This window comes from Candidatus Nitrotoga sp. M5, assembly GCF_927904885.1.
In the GTDB taxonomy this organism is placed as follows: Bacteria; Pseudomonadota; Gammaproteobacteria; order Burkholderiales; family Gallionellaceae; genus Nitrotoga.
The window spans coordinates 21,744-41,521 of sequence record NZ_CAKMNW010000008.1; the positions used below are offsets into that span (position 1 = coordinate 21,744).

The following is a 19,778-nucleotide window of genomic DNA, read 5'->3' on the forward strand; positions in this document are numbered from 1 at the left end:
ACTCAGTTCAATTTTCGGCCAATTTCTTTTGAGTCATACAGGCTGCTTGGAGAGCCATCGCTCATCCGCAAACAAATACGAAACTAATTGGAGGAAGCATGGATAGTGCCGCAGTCAAAAAATTCTTGTTCGAGTTGCAAGACACAATTGTGGCTCGTTTGGAACAGGTGGACGGCAACAAGTTTCGGCGTGACAGCTGGGATCGCCCAGAAGGTGGGGGCGGACGAAGCTGCATCCTCGAAGAAGGAAATGTCCTGGAGCGCGGCGGGGTAGCTTTCTCTCATGTAACAGGTAACAAGATGCCTCCTTCCGCCACAGCACATCGTCCGGAATTGGCAGGATGTACATGGGAGGCAATGGGTGTGTCTTTGGTATTCCACCCGCGCAACCCTTATGCACCCACCGTACATATGAATGTGCGTATGTTCATGGCGAAAAAAGATAACGGTGAAATCGCATTCTGGTTTGGCGGCGGAATGGATTTAACCCCTTATTATGGCTTTGAGGAAGATGCCGTACATTTCCATCAGACTTGCCAGAGCGCGTTGACACCATTCGGCGATCACCTCTTTCCAAAATACAAAAAATGGTGCGATGAATATTTCTTTATCAAGCATCGCAACGAAACGCGTGGTGTGGGCGGTATTTTTTTCGACGACTTGAGTGAGCCAGACTTTGCTAGTGCTTTTGCCATTCAACAAAGCGTGGGCAATCATTTTCTTTCCGCCTATGTGCCTATCCTGGAACGCCGCAAAGACACGCCCTATGGAGAGCGTGAACGTGACTTCCAGCTTTATCGGCGAGGACGTTATGTCGAATTTAATTTGGTTATAGACCGTGGCACTATCTTCGGACTGCAAAGCAATGGGCGTATCGAATCTATTTTGCTATCCATGCCACCGCTAGTGAAGTGGCGCTATGACTGGCACCCGGAGAAAGGTTCACAAGAGGCGGAACTATACGAGAAATTTTTAGTGCCTAAGGACTGGGTGTAAATTTTGTTGTTAGGGTTCGTAAGTCAATTATGTTAGACGATTTGACGGCCAGATCTGCTGGTCAGCCCAACTGTAGTAGCTAACATTGCGACTAAGCGACAGCATGGTTTAGAATGTCCCTCCAACAGACAATCAAGGTATTGATACGTGTCATCTCAAACGCTAGTTGAAATTCGCGACGTCAATTTTGGCTATGACAGCCGCCTCATACTGAAAGGTGCCAACTTAACTTTCCCCAAGGGCAAAGTGATCGCAGTTATGGGCGGCAGCGGCAGCGGCAAGACAACATTGCTTCAGCTTATCGCTGGTGCGCTTAAACCAAGCAGTGGCTATGTAAAAGTTGATGGGCAGGTGATACATAAGCTTGACCATAAAGATTTATTCCGTATGCGCCGCCGGATGGGCATGCTGTTTCAGTTTGGAGCGCTATTCACTGATCTGTCTGTGTATGACAATGTAGCATTTCAGATGCGCGAGCATACTGATCTGCCGGAAGAGATTATTCGGGATTTAGTATTGATGAAACTTCATGCGGTGGGATTGCGAGGCACGGAACATTTGATGCCTGTTGAGCTTTCAGGCGGCATGGCGCGACGCGTGGCATTGGCACGTACAATTGCGCTGGATCCAACGTTGATAATGTATGACGAGCCGTTTACCGGACTGGATCCTATCTCACTTTCCGTGGTGGCTAATCTCATTCGTCGCCTGAACGATGCGTTGGGTGCGACTTCGGTAGTGGTCACACATGACGTTCGGGAATCACTTAAGATCGTTGACTATATTTATTTTATTGCTGATGGGGTAGTGGCTGCTGAAGGAACTCCAGATGAAATAAGGGCTTCCGATAAGCCGTTCGTGCATCAATTCATGCATGGCGAAATGGACGGCCCAGTTCCATTTCATTTTCCCACCGGGGATTACAGGCAAGATTTGAATTTACGGCCCTGACGACGATGATCATTGAAAATCTGAGGTCTATAGGGCATCGCATAGTGAATGCAGTATGGCGTATTGGATATGCCTCCCGCTTCTTCATGCTGATTCTGCTTTATTCTGGGGTCAGCTTCAGACGATTTCACTTGATTATCAAGGAGATATTCTCTAGCGGGGTGATGTCGCTTATAATAATTTTAGTGGCTGGTTTGTTTGTCGGCATGGTCTTGGGATTGCAGGGCTACGAAACACTCAAACGCTACGGCGCAGAATCTGCACTGGGATCACTTGTAGCACTAAGTTTAGTGCGCGAATTGGGGCCGGTGCTGGCTGCCTTGCTGTTTGCGAGTCGTGCTGGTTCGGCGATGACCGCGGAGATTGGTTTGATGAAGGCTACCGATCAAATTTCCGCGATGGCGCTGATGGCGATCAACCCGATAGCGCGCTTGGTTGCGCCTCGTTTTTGGGCTGGAGTCATTTCTGTACCGCTACTGGCAGCATTATTTTCTGTCATGGGTGTATTTGGTGGATATTTGGTGGGAGTGGTGCTGATTGGAGTGGATCAAGGTTCGTTCTGGTCGCAAATGCAGTCTGGGGTCGATTTTCGGTACGACATAGTGAACGGGATGATTAAGAGCGCCGTATTTGGCGTGGTCGTAACTGTCATCGCACTGTTCGAAGGCTATGTTGCACCACCTACCGCAGAAGGGGTATCCGGTGCAACCACACGAACAGTAGTCCAATCGTCGCTGGCAATTTTATTTTTGGATTTTATATTGACCGCATTTATGTTCCAAGGGGAATAGTATGACACGCACCACGTTGGATTTATGGGTTGGCATATTTGTCGTGGCAGGTTTTGCGGCCTTGACGGTGCTGGCGTTGAAGGTGGGGAATTTGAGTACGTACAACACGTCCGAGACATACCAGTTGCAGGCTTATTTTTCTAACATCGGTGGCCTTAAGTCCCAGGCATCCATCAAAAGCTCTGGCGTACTCATCGGACGGGTGTCTCAAATCAGTCTGGATTCCGAACGCTTTGAGGCAAAAGTAACCATGTTGATAGACAAGCGTTACCAGTTCCCTAAAGATACATTCGCTAATATCCTGACTTCAGGATTGTTAGGCGAGCAGTACATTGGCTTGATGCCGGGTGGTGATGAAAAATTCCTGAAAGCAGGTGACGAAATCAAGAAAACGCAGTCTGCCATGGTGTTGGAAGATTTAATCGGAAAATTCTTATATAGCAAGGCTGAAGATTCAAATTAACTTAATAAATTATAGGTACCGAATATGAAAAAAATAATTGCATTCTGGATGGGGGCGCTGCTGGCATGTGTATCACTGGGCGTACAGGCGAATACGCCAGAGCCAGAGGCGTTAATCAGAAATACCGTGGAAGAAGTCCTGTCCATCGTTAGGCAAGATAAGGACATTCAGGCTGGCAACAAGGAAAAAGTGACTGAATTGGTAGATACAAAGGTTCTGCCGCATTTTAATTTTACTCATATGACCAGACTTGCCATAGGCAGGAACTGGCGTAAGGCTTCACCGGAACAAAGGGAGGTCTTGGAAATCGAGTTTCGTAATTTGCTGGTACGCACTTACACCAACGCATTCACTACTTACCAAGACCAGGAGGTAAAGGTGCTGCCGCTCAAAATGGCAAACGATGCTACTGAGGTAACCGTAAAAACTTTAATAAAAAACAAAGGAAAACCACCAACATATGTAAATTATGATATGGAAAAGACAGCGCGCGGATGGAAAGTTTACGACCTGTTGATTGAAGGTGTGAGCTTGGTTACTAATTATCGCGGTACCTTTAATGACCAAATTAAGCAGAACGGTATTGATGGATTGATTAAAACGTTAATGGAGAAAAATCAGTCTCAGGTGGCGACCGAATGATTGAACGCGATGGTGGTTATGTGCACGTTTCGAGCAGTCTGACCATTGAAACGGTTACAACTCTGTTCAAAAATGGGTTGCAGTCAGATAAAAAAATGCCGCTGGTGGTTGACTTGGCTCAGGTCGAAACGGTGGATTCTGCTGCGGTCAGCTTGTTGCTGTCTTGGCTACGCGAGGCGCAGCGTAACAGTGTAGAACTTTGTTTCACTAATATTCCAGAGAGCTTGTTAAGCTTGGCCCGTTTGTATGGCGTTGTGGACATGCTACCGCTATGCGGTAATGACTCCTCTCAGCCTTGAACTTTTAATTTGATGCCACCTGCCATTGATGTGCGCCAAGCACGCAAGCGCTATGGAGAATTGCAAGCGTTGGACAGTGTGGATTTGCGTATCGAACAGGGTGAGTTCTTTGGTTTGCTAGGACCCAACGGTGCAGGGAAAACCACACTGATCAATTTGCTGTCCGGTCTTGCATTGCCAGACGAAGGACAGCTATCTGTACTAGGGCACGATGTAGTCAAGCAATATCGCGCTAGCCGCCGCGTGTTGGGTGTGGTTCCGCAAGAGTTAGCGTTTGATCCATTTTTCACAGTGCGCGAAACGTTACGTTTACAGTCTGGTTTTTTTGGATTGCGTCGTAACGACACCTGGATCGATGAGGTGATGCACCACTTAGATTTAACCGATAAGGCCGATACTAATATGCGTCGCCTGTCAGGTGGTATGAAACGACGTGTATTGGTGGCCCAGGCCTTGGTACATAAGCCGCCAGTTATTGTATTGGATGAACCGACTGCTGGGGTGGACGTTGAACTGCGCCAATCCTTATGGCGCTTCATCCAGCAGCTTAACCGCGATGGGCACACCATTCTGCTGACCACTCATTATCTGGAAGAAGCGGAGGCTTTGTGCACACGAATTGCCATGCTCAAGCACGGCCGGATTGTAGCGCTGGATAGCACACAAAATCTTCTTAGTAGCCTGGCCGGTTGTCGCGTCAGACTAAAACTCGCGGGTAATTTGCCGGCCTCATTGCTGCTACAAGTGGTCGAACAGACGAACGATGATTACCTGCTGACATTACCATCTTACCAAGCATTGGAGTCGATGCTATCGGAGCTGCGTGTGGCCGGAGTTGAGGTGCATGAGATGACCTTGCAACAGCCTGACCTGGAAGAAGTCTTCTTACGTTTGGTGGGACGGGCCGGACATTGAGACGAGTATGTTAAGTTTTTTCAGTCTTCTCTACAAAGAGGTATTCCGTGTGTGGAAGGTTGGCTTCCAGACCGTATTGGCTCCTGTGCTGACCGCACTGCTCTATTTGCTGATTTTTTCGCATGTATTAGCTCAGCATGTCGAGGTGTATCCAGGGGTGCATTACACCGCCTTCCTTATCCCGGGACTGATGATGATGGCAATATTGCAAAATGCTTTTGCCAACAGCTCTTCCAGCCTGATTCAGTCCAAGATTACCGGCAATATCGTGTTCGTGCTGCTGGCACCGATTGCCTACTGGGAATTCCTTGCGGCATATGTGCTTGCCTCTATGCTGCGAGGGTTGGTGGTAGGCATAGGAATATATTTGGCCGCACTTTGGTTTGCCCAGCCGCCGATGCTGTTTCCAATCTGGATTATATTGTTCGCGGTTCTGGGTAGCGCGATGCTTGGTTCACTGGGGGTAGTGGCCGGGATGTGGGCAGAAAAATTCGATCAACTTGCAGGATTCCAGAATTTCATTATCATGCCGTTGACTTTTTTGTCCGGCGTATTCTATTCCATTCACTCACTGCCACCCTTTTGGCAGGCGTTATCGCGTTTCAATCCATTTTTTTATATGATAGATGGTTTTCGTTATGGGTTCTTCGGAGTATCGGATATTTCTCCGTGGATAAGTTTGATGGTGGTGGGCGGCTGTATGCTGGGCCTGATGCTGTTATCTTTGGGATTGTTAAAGTCCGGGTATAAGTTGCGGTACTAACATAATGCAAAGCTTAGCGAGAATACATTAAGATGGAATTGAGACTTTTAAAGATGCCAGTATGCAAAAACTAGTTATACAAGGCGGTACCCCATTGCGCGGCGAAGTACGAATTTCCGGTGCCAAGAATGCTGCATTGCCAATTATGTGTGCTAGCTTGTTGACAAGTGATGCTTTGCAATTAAGCAACATGCCGGATTTGCACGATATCGCAACCATGCGTAAATTATTGGAGCAGATGGGTGTAAAGGCTGCTGTACAAGGTGAAGAAATGACCTTGCACGGTGCGCAAGTGGATCAGCTGGAAGCTCCTTATGACATGGTAAAGACCATGCGTGCCGCAGTGTTGGTGCTAGGTCCTCTGGTGGCACGCTTCGGTGAGGCGCGCGTATCAATGCCGGGTGGTTGCGCCATCGGTTCGCGCCCCGTTGATATTCACATCAAGGGTCTGCAGGCAATGGGCGCTACAGTTTTCATTGAGCATGGCTACATTCATGCGCAAGCAAAACGCCTCAAAGGCGCACGAATATTATTTGACATTGTCAGTGTGACCAGCACAGAAAATCTGATGATGGCTGCTGCTTTGGCAGAAGGGGTAACGGTACTGGAAAATGCTGCGCGCGAACCGGAAGTTGTGGATTTGGCGCACTGCCTGATTGCAATGGGTGCGAAAATAGAGGGTGCGGGTAGTCACACTATTGTCATTACAGGCGTGGACAGACTGCACGGTACAGCTCATCGCATCATGCCGGATCGTATCGAAAGTGGGACTTTTCTAGTAGCAGCAGCGGCAACGGGTGGTAGCATCGTGTTGCTCGATACACAAGCGGACATTCTTGATTCCGTACTGGAAAAACTAATTGAAGCAGGTGCGCACATCCGTATCGATAGCGAGAACATCCACTTGAACATGACAGGTCGGCCCAGATCCGTGAACGTGCGTACTGCGCCATATCCTGCATTCCCCACAGATATGCAGGCGCAATTTATGGCGTTAAATGTTATAGCCGATAGCAGCGCGATGGTAGTAGAAACGATATTTGAAAATCGATTTATGCATGTGCAAGAATTGCGCCGCCTTGGTGCAAGGATTGACGTGGAAGGTAATACTGCATTGGTTCACGGTGTCGATCATCTGGAAGGTGCAACGGTGATGGCAACAGACTTGCGCGCATCGGCTTGTTTGGTGATTGCTGGGTTAGTGGCACTGGGCGAAACCGTGATTGACCGCATTTACCATCTGGACCGTGGCTATGAACATATAGAGATAAAGCTGTCACAACTCGGGGCAAACATATCTCGTATCCAATAAATGGCATCAAAAAAATGAAAGATACCACATGATTACCATCGCCTTATCCAAAGGGCGCATCTTTGAAGAAACCTTACCACTGTTGCAGGCAGCGGGGATCACACCACTGGAAGCTCCAGAACCTACGCGCAAATTGATCTTATCCACCAATCGTGCCGACGTACGTCTTATTATCGTGCGCGCTTCTGATGTGCCGACCTATGTGCAATATGGCGCTGCTGACTTGGGGATCGCAGGCAAGGATGTCCTCGACGAGCATGGCGGTATCGGCTTGTATCAGCCACTGGATTTGAATATTGCGTGTTGCCGCATGATGGTAGCAGTAAGAAACGATTTTGATTATGAATCAGCAGTGCGTCAGGGCGCGCGCCTGCGTGTGGCGACCAAATACGTGCAAACCGCACGTGAGCATTTTGCGGCTAAAGGCGTGCATGTGGATTTGATCAAACTGTATGGTTCGATGGAGCTGGCTCCTCTGGTCGGTTTGTCAGATGCAATCGTGGACTTGGTCAGCAGCGGCAACACACTGAAGGCCAATCACCTCAAGGCAGTAGAAGATATCTCTGCGATTTCCTCGCGACTGGTGGTGAATCAAGCCTCACTTAAACTTAAACATGCAGCTATTCAGCCGATGCTGGATGCGTTTTCCTTGGCGGTGATTCAATGAACATCAGACGGCTTTCCACTCGACAGCCCGATTTCAATACGCAATTGGACAAGCTGCTTGCTTTCGAGTCAACTCAGGATCACCAGCTGGACGAGACTGTAGCAGCTATTTTGGCGGATGTGCGCATACGTGGTGATTTAGCTCTACTCGATTACACCCGACGTTTCGATCGCATGGATGTAACTGATAGTACAACATTGGAACTTTCCCCTGCTGTCTTACATGCTGCCTTCGAGGGATTGCCCGCCGCACAGCGCTCCGCTTTGGAGCAGGCCGCACAACGCATTACCGCATACCATCAAAAACAGCTTCAAGTTTCATGGAGTTATGCAGAGACGGACGGCACCCTGCTGGGTCAGCAGATTACTCCATTGGATCGGGTTGGATTGTATGTGCCGGGCGGCAAAGCCGCCTACCCATCTTCGGTACTGATGAATGCGCTACCAGCGAAAGTGGCTGGGGTAGGCGAACTCATTATGGTAGTGCCGACCCCTGATGGAGTACGAAACTCGTTGGTGCTAGCGGCAGCCCATCTGGCAGGGGTGGACCGGGTGTTCACCATTGGCGGAGCGCAGGCGATTGCCGCGCTGGCTTATGGCACGGCAACTGTGCCACGTGTAGATAAAATCGTCGGCCCCGGCAACGCTTACGTGGCTGCCGCCAAGCGCCGCGTATTTGGTGTAGTTGGGATTGATATGGTGGCGGGGCCATCAGAAATTCTGGTAATCTGCGATGGACAAACCGATCCAGACTGGATTGCGATGGATCTATTTTCTCAAGCCGAGCATGACGAATTAGCGCAGGCTATCCTGCTGACACCGGATGCTGCTTTTGCTACGGCCGTGGCGCAAAGTGCAGATCGGCTGCTGGCACAAATGCCGCGCAGAGACATCATACGCGCTGCATTGGAAAATCGAGGGGCTTTGATTGAAGTGGCTGATTTAGACGAGGCCTGTGTTATCAGCAACCGTATAGCACCTGAGCATCTTGAGCTTTCCGTGGACAATCCTCAGCAATGGTTGCCAAATATCAAGCATGCTGGGGCAATTTTCTTGGGCCGTTATACTTCCGAGTCACTCGGTGATTATTGCGCCGGCCCCAATCACGTTCTGCCGACTTCCGGTACGGCACGTTTTTCTTCACCGCTGGGAGTGTATGACTTTCAGAAACGCAGCAGCTTGATTCAGGTATCTGCGCAAGGCGCAGTGACACTGGGCGAAATTGCCGCGGTGTTAGCGTTGGGTGAGGGCTTGCATGCGCATGCACAGTCAGCCCTGATTAGAAAAGGGACATATACTGATTGAAAGAAAAACGCTTCAATTGCCATGATCAGTAAAAAGGTTCCGCAAGGCGGACAAAATAGCAGTCTCAGTTATTGAAATCTCATGCGTAACATCAAAATGCGCCGTGAACATTTCAAATATAACCCCTTCCTTATCGCGTTGGAGCGTATACGAGAGATTATTCACATTCGTACCGCTCTTTCAAAACTGCACTACACCCGAATGGCACTGTTATAATTGGTTACTATGAACAAAGCCATCTTTGCTACCTCGCGCGCACTTGATTTAGCTCGCGAGGTATTAAACATTGAAGCTGCAGCTGTATTGGCGCTTACACAACGCATAGATGAAAATTTTCTGCAAGCGTTAAATATTATTTTAGCCTGCGAAGGCCGTGTGATTGTGAGCGGTATGGGTAAGTCGGGCCATATTGCACGCAAGATTGCCGCAACACTGTCTAGCACAGGTACTCCAGCGTATTTTGTACACCCCGCTGAAGCTAGTCACGGCGATTTAGGCATGATCACCGCTAACGATGTGTTTATTGCGTTGTCATATTCCGGAGAAAATCAAGAATTGCTTACTATAGTGCCAGTCATCAAACGTCAGGGGGCACGGCTGATTAGCCTGACAGGCAATCCGCGATCCAGCTTGGCAGTGGCATCGGACGCGCATCTAGATGCTGCGGTGGGCAAGGAAGCTTGCCCGCTGGGACTTGCGCCTACCGCTAGCACTACGGCAGCGCTGGCACTAGGCGATGCTCTGGCCGTGGCGCTACTGGATGCAAAGGGGTTCGGGGAGGAAGACTTTGCTCGTTCGCACCCTGGCGGAAGCTTAGGTCGCCGTTTGCTCACCTATGTACGTGACATTATGCATTCCGACAAAAGAATTCCTACTGTGCATCAAAATGCAACGCTGGCCGAGGCAGTACTGGAAATCTCGCGTAAAGGGTTAGGCATGACCGCCATTGTAGATGGTGCTCAGCAGGTGCTGGGCATCTATACTGATGGAGATTTACGCCGCACTATGGAAAGTCATGTTGACTTCACTACCACTACAATCAGCTCCGTCATGTCGCGCAAACCGCGCAGCATTTTGCCGGATGCACTGGCAGCCGAAGCGGTGCAGGTTATGGAACAGCATAACATTAGCCAGTTACTGGTGGTAGATTCCAACAACAAGCTGGTAGGCGCTCTGAATATGCATGATCTGCTGCATGCAAAAGTGATTTGATGTCGTTGAGTCAAGTACAATCCATTCGCCTCATCGCCTTCGATGTGGACGGCATCATGACGGATGGTGGTCTCTATTTAACCGACTCGGGTGAAGAATTTAAGCGCTTCAATTCCCTTGACGGACATGGCTTAAAAATGCTCAAAGCATCCGGAGTGGAATTGGCCATCATTACTGGTCGCACCTCTCGGTGTGTTGAATATCGCGCACAACACCTTGGCATCTCACATTTGTATCAAGGTGCTCATAACAAGCTTGCTTGCATGCAAAAAATGCTTGCGCAACTTAAGCTACCATTGGATGTCGTAGCCTTTATGGGTGACGACGTAATTGATTTGCCGGTAATGCGACGTGTCGGTTTTGCTATCAGCGTGCCGAATGCGCCACAAGTAGTGCGCGACCACGCTCACTATATTACCGAACATGAGGGTGGGCATGGTGCGGTACGTGAAGCATGCGAGCTATTAATGTCTTCGCAGGGCACGCTGGATAGACAACTCGCGCCTTATTTGACATGAAGCACTCACTTCTCATTGACCGTTTGCGCGCTTGGCTTACTGGCTTGCCGCAGCTATTGTTGTTGTTACTGCTTGCAGCAGCTTATTGGTTGAATCAGCAAGTACAGCCGCTGCCACTCATACCCGACAGCAGTAAGCGCCACGATCCAGATTTTATCGTTAGCGAAGTTGTCGCAACTACTCTGAATGAGCAGGGTAAACCGCGTTTCGTGGTGGCGGCAAAAAAAATGCTGCATTACCCAGATAATGATAGTACGTACCTTGAAGCCCCTAAACTTACCAGCTTTGATCCAGACCATCCTCCCATACATACTTATGCAAATAATGGAATAGTGTCAGGAAATGGTGAAGAAATATTTTTACGCGACGATGTAAGAGTCGTGCGTACCGCAAGTGCCACGCAAAGTGAAATGACATTCACCACTACTTATTTGCATGTTATCCCTGACAGTGGCTTGGCCGAAACAGACCAACCTGTAACGATGATTGATGGACGTAATATTGTGCATGCAGTAGGTATGAAATTTGATAATAAAGCGCGCATAGTCAAGTTGCTTGCGCAAATTAAAAGTGAATATGTGCCCGAAAAAAATTAAATACGCGGCTTTACTCTGTATAACGCTTATCTGCCATATGCCAATTAGCCAAGCGGAACTTGCAGACCGTGACAAGCCGATGCATTTGGAAGCAAATCAGCTCAGCATTGACGATGCCAAACAAATCAGCGTCTTTGAAGGCAAGGTGCAACTTACTCAAGGTACAATGATAATTAACGCAGACAAAATTGTCGTGATAGAGGACAAGGAAGGATTTAAGCACGGTACAGCAACCGGACAACCCGCCAGTTTTCGCCAGAAACGCGATAACTTTGACGGATATGTAGAAGGATATGGTAAGCGCATTGAATATGACTCCAAGACTGCAATAATAAACTTCTTCGGTCAGGCGCGCGTAAAGCAGGATCAGGATGAAGTGCGCGGTGAACATATTACCTATAACGCCAAAGCTGAGATATTCCAAGTGAACAGCACGTCCAAAAAAGGGCGCGTGCGCGCTATCATCCAACCTAAAAACAAGCGTTCTTCAGTCGGCGAATCCCTGTCAATTAAGCCGACAACGACATTAACCAAGCCTAACTAACTATTAATGAGCGAGCTGCGCGCCATTGCCCTGAACAAACGTTATCGTTCCCGCACCGTAGTGCATGATGTTTCCCTGTCGGTACAGAGCGGTGAGGTGGTCGGCCTGCTTGGTCCTAATGGTGCTGGAAAGACAACCTGCTTCTACATGATTGTCGGGCTAGTCGCTGCGGATGGAGGTGATATTTTCATCAATGGACAGAACATTACCCATCTCCCTATACATCGCCGAGCGCGTTTGGGTTTAGGCTATCTGCCACAGGAAGCATCTATTTTTCGCCGCTTAACTGTCGCGCAAAATATTCAGGCTGTGCTGGAGCTACAAGATTATGATAACGATGAAATTCAAGCACGACAAGATGAATTGATGGAAGATCTGCATATTACTCATATACGTAATAATCCAGCTGTCAGCTTGTCTGGAGGTGAGCGACGACGTGTTGAAATTGCTCGTGCGCTAGCCACCAATCCACGCTTCATTCTGCTGGATGAACCATTTGCAGGTGTGGATCCAATTGCGGTTCTGGACATTCAAAAAATCATTCGTTTTCTTAAAGAACGTAGCATTGGCGTGCTGATTACTGACCACAATGTTCGAGAAACATTAGGAATCTGTGACCGCGCCTATATTATTAACGCTGGGTCGGTGATGGCAGAAGGCAAACCCGACGAAATCATTTATAATGAAGGCGTGAGAAAAGTATATCTCGGCGAGCATTTCAAGCTGTAAATGCATACTATGCGCTGCTCTTGTCGGTGAATTGTGTATTGAAACCCACATTACAACTTAAGCAATCCCAACAGCTGACGCTTACCCCTCAGTTACAACAAGCCATACGCCTGTTGCAACTCTCCACTCTGGAAGTAAATCAGGAGGTGGCACGTTTGCTGGACGAAAATCCGTTACTCGAACGTGAAGATGAGGGCGCTATGCAGCCTTATTCGCATGGAGACACCGCATCTACCTCCGCTGTAGATAATATCGAAACAAAAGATGAAATGCCGCAACAGGCCGATGAAGAGTGGGGAAAAGAAGACTGGAATGAATCTTCTTTTTCCGTAGCAAGCGGACCGGATGATGAAAAAGAGGCTCGTGCCGAACTTGCGGCAGAAACCCCTAGCTTGCGTGAACATCTCATCTGGCAACTAAATATGAGCCAGCATGATATGCGCGACCAAAAAATTATCGGTCTACTGATCGACGCGTTGGACGGTAACGGTTACTTGGCACAGCCGCTGGAAGAAATTGTTGAAATGCTGCCGGAACAACTCGATATTACCTTGGATGACTTGGAAACCGCACTTGTACAATTGCAGCATCTGGATCAGCCAGGCATAGCCGCGCGTACCTTGAGCGAGTGTCTGGCTCTACAACTCAAGGCACTCCCAGAAGACACCCCGTGCCGTGACTTGGCGCTGCGCTTGGTATTGCAGCACCTCAACCTGCTGGGGGCACACGACTTTGCCAAATTGAAGAAAGTTCTTCGCTGTGACGATGACGAATTGCGCACGGTGCAATCGCTTATCACCCACCTGCAACCAAGACCTGGTGCTGAATTTGAACAGAGAGCTGCAGACTATGTAGTGCCTGACGTGGTAGTAGAATGCCACCACGGTGGCTGGCATGTACGCCTGAACCAAGCTGCTATGCCTCGCCTGCGCGTTAACCAAATGTATGCCAATATCTTGCAGCAGGGCAGCGAAAAAACCCCACTGCAGCTAGCTGGCCAATTACAGGAAGCACGCTGGTTCATCAAAAACCTGCACCAACGTTTCGATACTATTTTACGTGTCTCACAGACAATTGTTGATCATCAACGCAATTTTTTTGAGCAGGGCGAAACCGCTATACGTCCGTTAGTGCTGCGTGAAATTGCAGAAGAGCTTGATCTGCATGAATCCACCATCTCTCGTGTGACAACGCAAAAATTCATGCTCACCCCGCGCGGCATCTATGAGCTCAAATATTTTTTCTGTAGCGGGATTGCTACCGAAAGTGGCGGCATGTGCTCCTCCACGGCGATCCGCGCACTCATCAAACAGCTTGTCATTCAAGAGGATGCGCGCCACCCGCTAACCGACGGCCGCATGTCTGGAATTCTGGCTCAGCAGGGCATATTGGTTGCCCGGCGTACCGTGGCAAAATATCGGGAGTTGTTGAACATCCTCCCAGTTAATCTTCGTAAATCACTCTAACCATTAAGGAGCAGGCCATGGACCTAAATCTCAGCGGACACCATTTGGAGATTACCCCAGCTATTCGCGAGCACGTAATCAGCAAACTCGACAAAATAAAGCGTCACTTCGACAATGTGATTGACGTCACTGTTGTCCTTTCGGTGGAAAAATTAAAACAAAAGGCAGAAGCTAATGTCCACGTGAGTGGTAAGACGATTTTTGCGGAATGTGATGATACGAACTTGTATGTTGCAATTGATAATCTGATCGAAAAACTCGATCGGCAAATTATCAAATACAAAGAAAAAAATGTTGCTCGCCGCCATGACGAGACCGGCACCCCCCCACTGGAGCAAGAATAACAGCAGGTCGGCTTACGGCCGCCTCTTCCTTTTTTAAAAGTGTTTGAATTATGAACCTGATCAGTAAAACTCTGCCCCTTGAGAATGTCATACTAGACGCCGACTCCACAAGTAAAAAAAGGGTTTTCGAAAGAGTGGGGGTGTTATTTGAAAACACTCATAAAATCGCACGTAGCCAAATTTTCGATAGCTTGTTTGCGCGCGAAAAGCTCGGCTCAACGGGCTTGGGACATGGTGTAGCTATCCCACACGGTCGCATCAAGGGACTGCGGGATGCGGCTGCTGCATTCGTCAAAACACAAGCACTGATTCCGTTCGACGCACCGGATGGTCAACCAGTTAACCTGATTTTCGTGTTATTGGTGCCGGAACGAGCAACCGATCTGCACCTGCAACTACTAAGTGAACTGGCACAAATGTTCAGTGATAAGACCTTCCGTGAACAAATACAGAATAGCAACGATGTCGCGATAATTCATCAATTGTTTACAAGCTGGGCGATGCAACAATAATGGCACAGGTCAATATTCAACAGTTGTTCGAAGACAAACAGGAGCGGCTGGCATTGAGTTGGGTAGCCGGAGCGAATGGAGCTGCGAAGATACTTGACAGTGATTTAATCAGTGCTTCTAACAACGGCTTGATTGGTCACCTCAATTTGATCCACCCGAATTGGGTGCAGGTATTGAGTGAGACTGAAATTGACTACCTGCAAGGGCTTTCATCTGTCATGTTCACAGAGGCACTGACGAAACTGGAACAAGGCGGTACGCTATGTTTGATTTTGGCCGGCACAGACAAGCTCCCGCAGGAATTGATTACGTACGCTAACCGCACTCATACACCATTGTTCCGATCTCCTTTACCGAGCGTGCATTTGATGTGGATGGTACGTCATTACATTATCAAAGAGCTGGCAGAATCAACAACGCGCCACGGTGTGTTTCTTGACGTGCTTGGAGTGGGGGTGCTAGTCACTGGTGATAGCGGCATAGGCAAGAGCGAGCTTGGGCTGGAGCTCATTACACGCGGCAACGGTTTAGTGGCAGACGATATCACCGAACTGTACAGCATTTCTCCGGAAACGCTGGAAGGGCGTTGCCCGGAACTATTGCGTGACTTCCTCGAAGTGCGGGGGCTCGGCGTGCTTAATATTCGCACCATGTTTGGAGAAACTGCGGTACGAAGAAAAAAAAGTTTAAAGCTTATTGTACATTTGCATCGTCCTCCACGTGGCGGCATGTCCATTCTGGAACAGGAACGCTTGCCGCTAGTGGCAAGTCATCAGGAAATATTAGGCGTGAAAATTAGCACGGTAAGCATCCCGGTTATGGCTGGCCGCAACCTTGCAGTGTTGGTAGAAGCAGCAGCGCGAAATTTTGTGCTACAGCAACGCGGCATAGACAGCATGCAAGAATTTATCAGTCGCCACGAGCAACAAATGCAGGAACAATAATTAATGCAATTATTTCTGATCAGCGGCCTCTCCGGCTCAGGAAAAAGCGTGGCACTTAAGGCGCTAGAAGACAGCGGCTACTATTGTGTGGACAATCTGCCTGCTGCATTGTTGCCTGACCTCATGGAAAATCTGCGTCAGACCGGCAATATTCGCATTGCTGTCAGTATCGACGTGCGTAGCGGCGACAGTGTGAAGCAACTGCCGCACTATATTGCACAACTTAAGCAACAGGGTATCGATGTGCACTTGCTCTTCTTAGACGCACAGACCGACACGCTGGTGAAACGCTTTTCCGAAACGCGTCGTCGACATCCCTTGCGTAATGCTCTACCTCCGGCACAGACTAATAAAGGACTTACTTTACCAGAATGCGTGCAACTCGAACGCGACATGCTTGCCGAAATTAGTAACATTGGCCATCGTATTGATACCAGCGAGCTCGGAGCCAGTACCTTGTGTGCTTGGATCAAAGATTTCAAGGGTGTCGACCGTGCACAAATTACCTTGCTTTTTCAATCTTTTGGATTCAAAAATGGCATTCCGATTGATGCTGACTTTGTGTTCGATGTGCGTTGTCTACCTAACCCACATTACGATCCAGTACTGCGCCCACTCACCGGGCGCGACGCAGCGGTAATTGAGTTTCTCGATCGCAACCAAAATGTACAAAACATGTGCGAAGACATCAGCAATTTTGTCGAGAAATGGCTGCCCTGTTTCATCGCTGATAACCGCAGCTATCTCACCGTCGCCCTCGGTTGCACTGGTGGCCAACATCGTTCGGTGTACTTGGTGGAAAAGCTTGCAAGTAATTTTAAATTACAACATCAAGTGCTAATGCGTCACCGGGAACTCAGGAACATTTATTAATTTTTTGTAATCTTATGACAAGTTTCATGACAGTAACCTTCATTTCCACACAGGAAAAAATCCAAGCCTCTCAGCTTAGATTTGTGCTCCCTGAATGTCTGTCAGAGTGGGAAAGACGGAATATTGCTAAACGGAACAGTAATCATGCTGCCTTTAGTGCCCCCCATAAAGATAGGCGACCGGATCGTACTGTTGCCAAACGTCCTCTGTATTACATGGCTTACCATCTCACTATAGCAAGGCAGCATAGCGGACAAGGCGATCATTCGCAGCAGCGGCACAATATTCAGTGAAGTGTCGCTATCTCGTAACCAAATTATTTCTTTGCCTGGTCCACTCGGAATTAGTCGAATTGCAATACACAACCGGCAGGTCCGCATCGTCGCTGATACCAGCCCACGCCAGTATTGCATACACCAAGGCTGGCTAAAGCAGGCATACGAAATGGCCATTTACCTGCCCGACGAGTTAGCGTTAAATTGAGTAGCAGAGGCAAACGTTATGACAGCCTTAACTATTAAACTCACAACTACCGCAACGGATCAGCACATGGCGGCATGAGTATCGCTGTTTGGTAAAGTAAATGGCCTGAACGCGGCACACTACCTAGATAGTCCAAATACTGAAATCAACGTACCGATCTTAACTGATTGAAAATAAAATGAAAACTATCGTACTTGCCCTAACCGGCGCATCCGGCTTGCCTTACGCCATGCGGCTTCTTGAATGCCTGCTTCAAGGTGGCCAACGCGTGCATCTGGTTTATTCACAAGCGGCCCAAATAGTCGCCAAACAAGAGCTGGATTTTGTGTTACCTAATCGTCCACAAGATGCGGAAAAGATCTTGGCGAATCGACTCGGCAAAGACAGTGGCGAACTGCGTGTGTTCGGGCGTGATGACTGGTTCGCACCCATGGCATCAGGATCTAACCCAGGTGATGCGATGGTAATTTGTCCCTGTACTATGGGTACATTGGCGGCAGTGGCGGCGGGGTTAAGCGACGATCTAATCACCCGTGCAGCCGATGTCATGCTCAAGGAGAAGCGCGTATTGATTCTAGTCCCACGCGAAACTCCATTTTCCGCCATCCATCTGGAAAACATGCTCAAGTTGAGCCATGCTGGTGCGGTCATCCTGCCACCCAACCCAGGCTTTTACTATCATCCACAAAGTGTGCAAGACTTGGTGGATTTTGTGGTGGCCAAGGTACTTGACCACTTAGGAGTAGAGCATATGTTAGTGAAGCGGTGGGGAGAGACTAACAGGTTGTGCTGAGAAATAAAGTACAACCGCTACGCTTACGATAAGATAATGGTGCCACTGGACGCATCTTTTTCAGGTAGTATTTTTTTGCTATTAGAGTCATTATTTGGATTCGACCTCTGATTTTTTGTACGGTACATCTAACTTGCATTGCAGTCGCAACCACGCATAATGATGAAACGAGCCGGTCTTCCCCGGTTAACGCGCTCATTGAAATAGCTCGTTGGTGAAACATATTAAAATTATTTTTGGTTACACATTTGACGAGTCGGGTTTTTTTAAACTATAGTTCACATTATGCAAGCAGAATTGGACGCATTGGGAAGTAAGTTGGCTCAATTGGTGCAATTGACTAAGCATTTGCGCGAAGAAAACAATCGCTTGCGTCAAGAATTGGCGCAGGCGTTAAGTCAAGGCCGTCAATGCCACGAAAAAGTTGATTCTGCCAAGTCGCGCTTGAAACGACTACTGGCTCAACTACCTGAAGAATAAACATGAGCAGCGAGAGTCCAAAAACGCTTGGTGTCACAATTCTCGATCGTGAATTTCGCGTCATCTGCTCCGAAGTGGAACGGCCAGAGCTGCTTGATGCGGTTGCTTATCTTGATAAAAAAATGCATGAAATTCGTGATATCGGTAAAGTTATCTCAACCGAACACATCGCAATCATGTGTGCCTTAAATATTGCTCATGAATTACTAGCCGCACGTCTCGGTGCTGGTTTTGACATAAGTGAATTAAAGCGTAGAATGAACTCAATGGAAGCAACCATAGACGCGTTGTTATTGGAACAGGATGAGTTGCTTTAGGTTTCCCCTGCGGTGTTTGTCAGGCTCATAATTCTTTGGACCAATAAGCTTTGCTTAAGTCGCGCCCCTTTAGTTACTGTTGTGCGCATCCCTTGCGGATGTACCTGATGTAACTGGGAACCGGCTCTCTTGAACTCAGGTTCAAGATGTTGGGTCAACGGCACAGGCGGGGGACTTTATTTAAAATGCGGCTAGCGCCGCATTTTTTTATTGGTGCTCCGGCATGGCCGCATTGTGCCCAATGCTTAACTTGAGCTGACTACAGGTCAGCCCATTGGCTGATTAATGAATCCTTTAATACCCAGCAAAAGGACGTGTTTGCTAAACAGCGCATGTTCCCAGACGAAATGGAGTCTAATCAACCGCAGGCAAACTCTGGAGGCGAGAGACACACTGAAAATGAATAGAAGCTATGCTTACGTGACCTTATTGAGTGATAGTTCCTGCTACCTATGGATGACATGCTTGAGGCTCTCTGGTAAAGAAAACCTACGAGTGTAAAGCCTAGACGGAAGCTCTGAATATTTGTGTAAATATTTATTGGCCAACAGGCGACATGTCAAATGGGACAAAGCTCATTGGAGAAGTCCAGTAGTCAAAAAACACCAGATATATGACCCATATGTGCAGTATAGTGGAGAAACAGCAGGAATAATTCTATCTCTTAGCCAATCAACGCTCCCGGTTTCTATAATTGAGTGGCGTAAGTGCATCTCTAGAAATCAAATTTTGCGAGCAGCGGCTTACCCCACTTCGTCACCATACGGCGTCACTTGAAAGTATTACCGCTTGCATATCAACTATATATCGTGTTTATATATTTCGCTCGTGCCTTACCGTACCCAGAAGCTTGGGTTTTTAGATG

The 19,778-nt window shown here is 48.3% G+C and carries 26 protein-coding genes and 1 other RNA gene; all 27 read left to right on the plus strand.

Going from position 1 to position 19,778, the window contains the following annotated elements:
* Nucleotides 1-98 precede the first annotated feature (98 nt).
* The 27 genes from hemF (at nt 99) to ssrS (ending at nt 19,090) form a co-directional block, all read left to right on the plus strand.
* A complete protein-coding gene (gene hemF, locus MJ770_RS03205) occupies nt 99-995 on the plus strand; it encodes an oxygen-dependent coproporphyrinogen oxidase (protein WP_239250164.1) in 897 nt (298 codons plus the stop codon).
* 147 nt (nt 996-1,142) lie between these two features.
* Nucleotides 1,143-1,946: an ABC transporter ATP-binding protein gene (locus MJ770_RS03210; RefSeq protein ID WP_239250165.1), complete on the plus strand. Its 804-nt coding sequence runs from the start codon at nt 1,143-1,145 to the stop codon at nt 1,944-1,946.
* A 5-nt stretch (nt 1,947-1,951) separates the two neighbouring features.
* On the plus strand, nt 1,952-2,737 hold the full coding sequence (mlaE, locus tag MJ770_RS03215; protein WP_239250166.1) for a lipid asymmetry maintenance ABC transporter permease subunit MlaE: 786 nt from the start codon (nt 1,952-1,954) through the stop codon (nt 2,735-2,737).
* Between the two features lies 1 nt (nt 2,738).
* Nucleotides 2,739-3,200 (plus strand): outer membrane lipid asymmetry maintenance protein MlaD, encoded by a 462-nt coding sequence (gene mlaD / locus MJ770_RS03220; RefSeq protein WP_239250167.1) that lies wholly within the window; start codon nt 2,739-2,741, stop codon nt 3,198-3,200.
* Between the two features lie 24 nt (nt 3,201-3,224).
* Nucleotides 3,225-3,842 (plus strand): MlaC/ttg2D family ABC transporter substrate-binding protein, encoded by a 618-nt coding sequence (locus MJ770_RS03225; protein WP_239250168.1) that lies wholly within the window; start codon nt 3,225-3,227, stop codon nt 3,840-3,842.
* Nucleotides 3,839-4,141 (plus strand): STAS domain-containing protein, encoded by a 303-nt coding sequence (locus MJ770_RS03230; RefSeq protein ID WP_239250169.1) that lies wholly within the window; start codon nt 3,839-3,841, stop codon nt 4,139-4,141. Before MJ770_RS03225 ends, MJ770_RS03230 begins: the two co-directional genes overlap by 4 nt.
* Before the next feature lie 12 nt (nt 4,142-4,153).
* The gene (locus tag MJ770_RS03235; RefSeq protein WP_239250170.1) at nt 4,154-5,056 is read left to right on the plus strand and encodes an ABC transporter ATP-binding protein; all 903 of its coding nucleotides are present in this window, start codon (nt 4,154-4,156) and stop codon (nt 5,054-5,056) included.
* A gap of 7 nt (nt 5,057-5,063) precedes the next feature.
* Nucleotides 5,064-5,819, plus strand: coding sequence for an ABC transporter permease (locus tag MJ770_RS03240; protein WP_239250171.1), 756 nt, complete (start codon nt 5,064-5,066; stop codon nt 5,817-5,819).
* A gap of 61 nt (nt 5,820-5,880) precedes the next feature.
* On the plus strand, nt 5,881-7,131 hold the full coding sequence (gene murA, locus MJ770_RS03245) for a UDP-N-acetylglucosamine 1-carboxyvinyltransferase (RefSeq protein WP_239250172.1): 1,251 nt from the start codon (nt 5,881-5,883) through the stop codon (nt 7,129-7,131).
* A gap of 28 nt (nt 7,132-7,159) precedes the next feature.
* Complete coding sequence (gene hisG, locus MJ770_RS03250; protein ID WP_239250173.1) at nt 7,160-7,798, plus strand: ATP phosphoribosyltransferase; 639 nt, start codon at nt 7,160-7,162, stop codon at nt 7,796-7,798.
* Nucleotides 7,795-9,102, plus strand: a complete 1,308-nt coding sequence (hisD, locus tag MJ770_RS03255) for a histidinol dehydrogenase (protein ID WP_239250174.1) — start codon at nt 7,795-7,797, stop codon at nt 9,100-9,102. The genes hisG and hisD overlap by 4 nt, the downstream gene beginning before the upstream one ends.
* A gap of 81 nt (nt 9,103-9,183) precedes the next feature.
* Nucleotides 9,184-9,318, plus strand: a complete 135-nt coding sequence (locus MJ770_RS15375) for a hypothetical protein (protein ID WP_256448790.1) — start codon at nt 9,184-9,186, stop codon at nt 9,316-9,318.
* Nucleotides 9,319-9,327: 9 nt separating this feature from the next.
* Nucleotides 9,328-10,314 carry a KpsF/GutQ family sugar-phosphate isomerase gene (locus tag MJ770_RS03260; RefSeq protein ID WP_239250175.1) on the plus strand — a complete coding sequence of 329 codons (987 nt, stop codon included), beginning with the start codon at nt 9,328-9,330 and terminating at the stop codon, nt 10,312-10,314.
* The gene (locus MJ770_RS03265; RefSeq protein ID WP_239250176.1) at nt 10,314-10,832 is read left to right on the plus strand and encodes a KdsC family phosphatase; all 519 of its coding nucleotides are present in this window, start codon (nt 10,314-10,316) and stop codon (nt 10,830-10,832) included. Before MJ770_RS03260 ends, MJ770_RS03265 begins: the two co-directional genes overlap by 1 nt.
* A complete protein-coding gene (lptC, locus tag MJ770_RS03270; protein WP_239250177.1) occupies nt 10,829-11,428 on the plus strand; it encodes an LPS export ABC transporter periplasmic protein LptC in 600 nt (199 codons plus the stop codon). Before MJ770_RS03265 ends, lptC begins: the two co-directional genes overlap by 4 nt.
* A gap of 37 nt (nt 11,429-11,465) precedes the next feature.
* The gene (gene lptA, locus MJ770_RS03275) at nt 11,466-11,972 is read left to right on the plus strand and encodes a lipopolysaccharide transport periplasmic protein LptA (RefSeq protein ID WP_239250178.1); all 507 of its coding nucleotides are present in this window, start codon (nt 11,466-11,468) and stop codon (nt 11,970-11,972) included.
* Between the two features lie 6 nt (nt 11,973-11,978).
* The gene (gene lptB / locus MJ770_RS03280) at nt 11,979-12,701 is read left to right on the plus strand and encodes an LPS export ABC transporter ATP-binding protein (protein WP_239250179.1); all 723 of its coding nucleotides are present in this window, start codon (nt 11,979-11,981) and stop codon (nt 12,699-12,701) included.
* 38 nt (nt 12,702-12,739) lie between these two features.
* Nucleotides 12,740-14,167, plus strand: coding sequence for an RNA polymerase factor sigma-54 (locus tag MJ770_RS03285; RefSeq protein ID WP_239250180.1), 1,428 nt, complete (start codon nt 12,740-12,742; stop codon nt 14,165-14,167).
* A gap of 17 nt (nt 14,168-14,184) precedes the next feature.
* Nucleotides 14,185-14,511: a ribosome hibernation-promoting factor, HPF/YfiA family gene (gene hpf / locus MJ770_RS03290; RefSeq protein ID WP_239250181.1), complete on the plus strand. Its 327-nt coding sequence runs from the start codon at nt 14,185-14,187 to the stop codon at nt 14,509-14,511.
* Between the two features lie 50 nt (nt 14,512-14,561).
* The gene (locus tag MJ770_RS03295; protein ID WP_239250182.1) at nt 14,562-15,023 is read left to right on the plus strand and encodes a PTS sugar transporter subunit IIA; all 462 of its coding nucleotides are present in this window, start codon (nt 14,562-14,564) and stop codon (nt 15,021-15,023) included.
* Nucleotides 15,023-15,967, plus strand: coding sequence for an HPr(Ser) kinase/phosphatase (hprK, locus tag MJ770_RS03300; protein WP_239250183.1), 945 nt, complete (start codon nt 15,023-15,025; stop codon nt 15,965-15,967). The genes MJ770_RS03295 and hprK overlap by 1 nt, the downstream gene beginning before the upstream one ends.
* 3 nt (nt 15,968-15,970) lie before the next feature.
* Nucleotides 15,971-16,840, plus strand: coding sequence for an RNase adapter RapZ (rapZ, locus tag MJ770_RS03305; RefSeq protein ID WP_239250184.1), 870 nt, complete (start codon nt 15,971-15,973; stop codon nt 16,838-16,840).
* Between the two features lie 294 nt (nt 16,841-17,134).
* Nucleotides 17,135-17,323, plus strand: a complete 189-nt coding sequence (locus MJ770_RS03310; RefSeq protein ID WP_239250185.1) for a NusG domain II-containing protein — start codon at nt 17,135-17,137, stop codon at nt 17,321-17,323.
* 178 nt (nt 17,324-17,501) lie between these two features.
* Nucleotides 17,502-18,116 (plus strand): flavin prenyltransferase UbiX, encoded by a 615-nt coding sequence (locus MJ770_RS03315; protein WP_239250186.1) that lies wholly within the window; start codon nt 17,502-17,504, stop codon nt 18,114-18,116.
* 285 nt (nt 18,117-18,401) lie between these two features.
* Nucleotides 18,402-18,596 (plus strand): hypothetical protein, encoded by a 195-nt coding sequence (locus tag MJ770_RS03320; RefSeq protein WP_239250187.1) that lies wholly within the window; start codon nt 18,402-18,404, stop codon nt 18,594-18,596.
* A 2-nt stretch (nt 18,597-18,598) separates the two neighbouring features.
* Entirely contained in the window at nt 18,599-18,913 is a 315-nt protein-coding gene (locus MJ770_RS03325; protein WP_239250188.1) for a cell division protein ZapA, read from the plus strand.
* Nucleotide 18,914: 1 nt separating this feature from the next.
* A non-coding RNA gene (ssrS, locus tag MJ770_RS03330) (6S RNA) lies at nt 18,915-19,090 on the plus strand.
* Nucleotides 19,091-19,778: the final 688 nt, after the last annotated feature.